The organism is uncultured Virgibacillus sp., from assembly GCF_947495635.1.
Lineage (GTDB): Bacteria > Bacillota > Bacilli > Bacillales > Amphibacillaceae > Virgibacillus > Virgibacillus salarius.
The window spans coordinates 1-5,548 of the sequence record NZ_CANMAB010000156.1; the positions used below are offsets into that span (position 1 = coordinate 1).

General features: G+C 37.2%; 6 protein-coding genes. 2 read left to right on the plus strand and 4 right to left on the minus strand.

Annotated features, from left to right (window positions below):
• Positions 1 to 336: 336 nt before the first annotated feature.
• The 4 genes from Q1A47_RS19730 to Q1A47_RS19745 are packed head-to-tail and all read right to left on the minus strand — an operon-like array spanning position 337 to position 3,540.
• Entirely contained in the window at positions 337 to 1,620 is a 1,284-nt protein-coding gene (locus Q1A47_RS19730; RefSeq protein WP_026682912.1) for a hypothetical protein, read from the minus strand.
• A 14-nt stretch (positions 1,621 to 1,634) separates the two neighbouring features.
• Positions 1,635 to 2,468, minus strand: a complete 834-nt coding sequence (locus Q1A47_RS19735) for a hypothetical protein (RefSeq protein ID WP_166530769.1) — start codon at positions 2,466 to 2,468, stop codon at positions 1,635 to 1,637.
• Complete coding sequence (locus tag Q1A47_RS19740) at positions 2,465 to 3,154, minus strand: ABC transporter ATP-binding protein (RefSeq protein WP_026682914.1); 690 nt, start codon at positions 3,152 to 3,154, stop codon at positions 2,465 to 2,467. The genes Q1A47_RS19735 and Q1A47_RS19740 overlap by 4 nt, the downstream gene beginning before the upstream one ends.
• Complete coding sequence (locus Q1A47_RS19745; protein WP_026682915.1) at positions 3,151 to 3,540, minus strand: GntR family transcriptional regulator; 390 nt, start codon at positions 3,538 to 3,540, stop codon at positions 3,151 to 3,153. Before Q1A47_RS19745 ends, Q1A47_RS19740 begins: the two co-directional genes overlap by 4 nt.
• Before the next feature lie 452 nt (positions 3,541 to 3,992).
• Between Q1A47_RS19745 and Q1A47_RS19750 the strand changes: the two genes are divergently transcribed.
• Positions 3,993 to 4,760 (plus strand): exodeoxyribonuclease III, encoded by a 768-nt coding sequence (locus Q1A47_RS19750; protein ID WP_026682916.1) that lies wholly within the window; start codon positions 3,993 to 3,995, stop codon positions 4,758 to 4,760.
• 261 nt (positions 4,761 to 5,021) lie between these two features.
• The gene (locus Q1A47_RS19755; RefSeq protein ID WP_121604452.1) at positions 5,022 to 5,417 is read left to right on the plus strand and encodes a hypothetical protein; all 396 of its coding nucleotides are present in this window, start codon (positions 5,022 to 5,024) and stop codon (positions 5,415 to 5,417) included.
• Positions 5,418 to 5,548: the final 131 nt, after the last annotated feature.

The following is a 5,548-nucleotide window of genomic DNA, read 5'->3' on the forward strand; positions in this document are numbered from 1 at the left end:
CAATATACATCAACCATTTCAAAATAACTACTTGGCTTAACGCAGTCATTGCACTGATTTTATACTTTCTTAACTTAGAACAAAAGCACAAGCGCCCGATTAGAAACGTAGCGACTGGAGCAAATCAACGGAGGTAAAGAAATCAAGGTGACTTGTGAACCGATAATGACTTAGCTTAGAAGCAATTCGTGGAGTCGCCTTGTTCTGGGAACTGGAGCTGGACGCGGCTCAACACGCGCCTATTTATCCACATGAGCAAATTTTATCATTTCCTAAACTACAAAGAAAATGGTTGGTAACACTGACCAACCATTCTATATGAAACCTTTCGTATTTCTATTTTACTGTCATTTCGTAAAAATCTAAACTATAGGCTGTTCCAGCTTTAGGATTATCTGTTCTCTCCAGCTTACCCTTGTATAATATATCTCCATTATTTAAGTCAACCACATGCATAGATAGATTACTGCTCTCCGTTTGTTTCCCACTAGTAATATACAGTTTACCATCTTTCATACGGTATTGACCCCAATTTATTTCAGCATCTGTGACAGCAGTTTCCCCTGTTAATTCAGCTGCTTTTTCATCAATCTCCGGCATATCAGGCTGTTTCGGTAGTTCAATCTGAAAGCTATTCGTCACCTTTTGTTCTGCGATAGCAAATGTTGTTATTTCTATCCCCTTTGCTGTATTGTGTAAAAAATAAATATTATCATCATTCACAGGTATAATTTCTTGCTTTTGTAGCTTCTTAGGAATATCCAGTTGAACCTTCTCTCTCGTCTCTAAGTTAAACGTGAATAACTTACTATCCTTTACAACATCTTGATACGATCCGTCTTCGAGCTGTTCCGGTTCATAATAATCAGCTTGGAAAACTATATCGTTATTTTTTTCAATATCCTCTGGATCTTGAAGTAACATAATTTCTGTATTGTTATCCTCTCCACCATTGGTATAAGTAACAATACTTTCTTCATTAATAAGCTTTTCTCCCGTTAAATTTATGCGATAAATTCGTAATTCATTACTCATTTGATCATCCGTCGTTACTAACTCATTTCGTGTAATAACATGAAGGTTTTCGTTTGTTACTACTACATCCTCAACCATCATGTAGCGATAATCATCTTGGTTTGGAATATCGACCGTAAATGAAACCTTATCATTCTTATCCTTGTAAAGCACATCAATGTTTAACTGAAAGTCTGATTCTGTATATGTTTGTCGATCCCATTTAGAATCAGCCTCAGCATAAACAAGCAGTTTATCATCCTCGTAAAAACGTGTTAAGCCATCCTTTCCTCGCATAAAATTACGGTGCTCCGCCTGAAGCTCTTCAATGATTGGATGCTTTCGCATTCCTTCGAGCTCTTCAACAAGAGACAGCTCACTCCGATACGTCGTCCCGTCTGCAGAGATCATTAATTCATTATGATATAAATCTTCCATTAATGAACCGCCAAGCTGCGCACGAGCTATAAAGTCATCATTACCAGCTTGCTTCTTCCATTCAAAAGTAGGAAGCTGGTTTTCAGCCACAGCCTTTTGTATATAAAACGCGCCAATAACGAATATGGCGAATGCTGCAATTATAATTAATTCCCAATAACGTTTCATTCCTTCTTCCCCCTCTATACAGTGATTCGATGTTTCAATAGAAAACTACTTAGCCAGATGGAACAAGCAGCAAGGAATAGCCCTAATATCACCTCAATGATGATTAACTCTACGAGATACAAATAATTCTTCTGTAACAGTTCCTGAATAATAATTGGTAAAACAAAAACTGCTGCTGCGATTGCACAGTAACCAATGCCAAGAAATATCCCCTTCCATCGATAGCTACGCTCTAAAAGAATACCTGTAAAAATAATGAAGACTGCCATAAAGCCAACACCATAGGAAAGAATTAATTTAGTAATGGTTGTTGGTATGATAATATTGAGGTAACGAAAATTTTGAATAACTTGACTCACAGCCATATCTGTCCGAAATTCATTAGGAACCATCCACTGATAAATCATATTTTCGATAAATAATAAAACGATTTGTAGCGCAATTAATCCCAGCACCATTAGAAATATAGAAGTTGCTTTGGCGAAAAATACATTAATCCGAGCCGTAGGCAACATAAGTAGGCGATAAATAAAAGTATTCTTTCCGAACCAATCGCGATACCAAATAAAAAAGACGTAAAAGATTAATGCGACAACACAAAGGGCAATTGGGCCCAAGAACCAAAGTGTTTGTGTCAGATCAAACAAACTAGATCTACCGTAGACTTCAAGAAACTCTGCTTTTGGCATCTGTTCCTCATAGATTACTTTATTCATCTCATTTAAGTAACGATTAGAATAAACAATTACGCCAATAATCTGTGAAATAATGGTGATGGCGATTAATACTAGATACAGCTTGAAAAACCTGCTCAATTCAAAGCTTGTTAATTTTAAATAGCTTTTCATGACTGATACACCTCTCTCATCACATCCACTACTGATTTCCCTTCCATTTCTCGAACTTCCTCTGTGTTAAATTGCTTAATAACAACACCCTCATCGAGTAGTACAACCTTATCAATCAAGTGTTCAATATCACTTATTTCATGTGTCGTTATAATAACACCACGATCTTCGATTAAATGACTGGTAAACACATCAGCAATTTGTTCTCTACTAAACATATCGATCCCAGAGAATGGTTCATCCATTAGTATATAATCAACATCTAATGCTAAACCAAGTAATAGGTTCACCTTTGCTGTATTCCCTTTTGATAATTGAGCGATTTTATCCGTAGGATTTAGCTTAAAGAATTGGAGTAGGTCTGTTGCCCGTTGCTCATTCCAGGACTTATAATAATCACGCATAAATTGCATGGAATCGGCTATTGTCATGTTCGGTAAGACAGTTATTGCATCGGGAATGAAGGTTAGTTTATCGAAGCTTTCCTTTTTAATTTTTTCTCCATCAATTAATATCTGTCCTTTATTTATCGGCGTCAGTGCCATAATTGCATTCAGGATAGTGGTTTTTCCAACACCATTAATACCAATTAAGCACGTAATCTCTCCTTTATTTGCACTGAAACTGACACCTTTAAGTACCTGCTTTCTCCCAAACTTTTTCGTAATATCCTTTACCTCTATCATTGCTGTCCCCCCTTTTCATCACTTGCCTCTTCATATTTTTCTCTTAACAATTCAACTAACTCATCAAACGGGACTTGAATTGAATGGACAGATGCAATAAATGCGTGAACAGCTTCTAAGAGAAGCTCTTCACGAACAGATTGCAGCATCTCCTCATCCCTTGTTATTTTACTGGGCAAATTACGCTCGGTATAAATCAATCCTTGCTCCTCCATTTCCTTATAAGCTCGTTGAACAGTATTTGGGTTTATCTTTAACTGACCTGCCAGTTCTCTGCGTGACGGTATTTCCTGTCCTGGCTCCAATTTATTCGTAGCTATTTGTTCTTTGAAATGTCGTACAACTTGAACATAAACAGGATCACGATTATTAAAATTCACCTTCATAGCAACAACTCCTAATCATGTCATTAGATGCAATTCTCATGTGTATCAACCTATTAATACACTAGGTGTAAAAAAATTCGCATTACTGTATTAACCGTATAATACATTGCATAGGCGTATTATACGGTTAATACAGTTGGCCTGTCAATTCTTTTTTTAATTCTTTTAATGAGAAAGCATTTGATAAACATACGACTGTGCTTTATATGCTAGAATAAAGTGAAACTTCCATCCGTGGCGGTTTTGTTTATCTCCCACTGATTGCTAGTACCACAAGGGTATGACCTAAACGCCTTTGAATTAATCAGACATTTATTGGCAGTCGATCCCGCACTTACCAATATTGGTTTCACTTTATTGCTTGAGGTAGGAGCTTAGAGCCAGTTATATGCGGGATAAAAGATATGCATGATAATGTATTAGATGTAAATATAGAAAGGAAAAGATATTATATGAAACTCGTATCCTGGAATGTTAACGGTATTCGTGCTTGTGTTCGGAAAGGCTTTCTCGACTATTTTCATAAGGTAGATGCGGATATCTTCTGCCTCCAAGAAACAAAGCTACAAGCCGGACAAATCGATCTAGAGTTGGAAGGATATTACCAATATTGGAATTACGCTGAAAGAAAAGGCTATTCAGGTACCGCTGTCTTTACAAAACAGCAGCCTTTATCTGTTTCGTATGGAGTTGGTGAACAGGAAAGTGAGGAAGAAGGTCGAATTATTACACTAGAATTTGAGAATTTTTATCTTGTTAATGTCTATACACCAAATGCCAAAAGAGATCTGACTAGACTTAATTATCGGTTGCAATGGGAAGATAAATTATTTCTATACCTGCAAGCGTTAGACGAACGCAAACCTCTTATATATTGTGGTGACCTCAATGTAGCTCATCAAGAAATTGATCTAAAGAATCATAAAACAAATCACGGAAATTCTGGGTTTACTACAGAAGAACGCGGAAAAATGACTCGTATTTTGGATAATGGCTTTGCAGATAGTCTCCGTTACTTCCATCCAGATACAGAGGGGCTATATTCGTGGTGGTCCTATATGAAGACCATTCGTGAACGAAATATCGGTTGGCGGATCGATTATTTTATTGTATCTGATCGTCTAACAGCGAAACTAATTGATTCTAATATTCATTCACATGTACTAGGTAGCGATCACTGCCCGATTACTATGGAAATAAAGTTATCCTTCTATTCGTGAGGTCTCTCTCCCCTCATTATTCTAAAATCCGCATACACTTCAAGCAATCGCCAGTACGCATCTGATTGGTTCAACTATACCTAAAGTACGTTGCACTTAGCTTACAAATCCGACTTTTTCGGGATCCGGAGATAGTCTTGAGGTGATGACGGTCTGCTCGTTCATACAGGATAAATCTGTAATCTACGGTTCATCTTCCGTTCATACTTCTTTCTTATTATAAGCATTGTACCATTCTATGAATGAAAAGGAGCGTTTTTGTTGAATACATATAGTAAAGCTTTATTGCGTTTTTCTGCTGTTTTTGCATTGATTGGTGCTTTTATTGGTTCACATATGGCTGGAGCTGGTGGCTATGAATTTAAAACTGTACATGCTCATATTCTTGTCGTTGGCTGGCTAACATTATTTGCTTGGGCAGTGTATTATAAGATTTTTACACCTGTCAATAAAGTAATCGCAGCACTCCATGTATGGACTGCAATTATTGGTGCAATCGGGTTAACAAGTGGCATGTGGCTTTATTACTTGCGCCCCTTTGCAATGAACGAAGCGGTAATCACCGTGTTCTTTATCGTTGGTGGCTCTATCTTACTTGTCAGCTTCGCATTATTCTTGCTATTAACCTTCTTGAAAACAGATGAGGACATGAAATAAATTCTAAGCCATTTTTCACTTTTAAGTTTTTATAAAGTGAAACTTCCATCCGTGGGGGGATTTTGTTTATCCCCACGGATGGTTAGGTGAACCAATCGGACATTTACCGGCAGTTGATCACCCACTTTACC

Excerpts from the sequence above, each read along its gene's own strand:
- Q1A47_RS19730 (WP_026682912.1), bottom strand. The coding sequence starts at position 1,620 with ATGAAACGTTATTGGGAATTAATTATAATTGCAGCATTCGCCATATTC.
- Q1A47_RS19735 (WP_166530769.1), bottom strand. The coding sequence starts at position 2,468 with ATGAAAAGCTATTTAAAATTAACAAGCTTTGAATTGAGCAGGTTTTTC.
- Q1A47_RS19740 (WP_026682914.1), bottom strand. The coding sequence starts at position 3,154 with ATGATAGAGGTAAAGGATATTACGAAAAAGTTTGGGAGAAAGCAGGTA.
- Q1A47_RS19745 (WP_026682915.1), bottom strand. The coding sequence starts at position 3,540 with ATGAAGGTGAATTTTAATAATCGTGATCCTGTTTATGTTCAAGTTGTA.
- Q1A47_RS19750 (WP_026682916.1), top strand. The coding sequence starts at position 3,993 with ATGAAACTCGTATCCTGGAATGTTAACGGTATTCGTGCTTGTGTTCGG.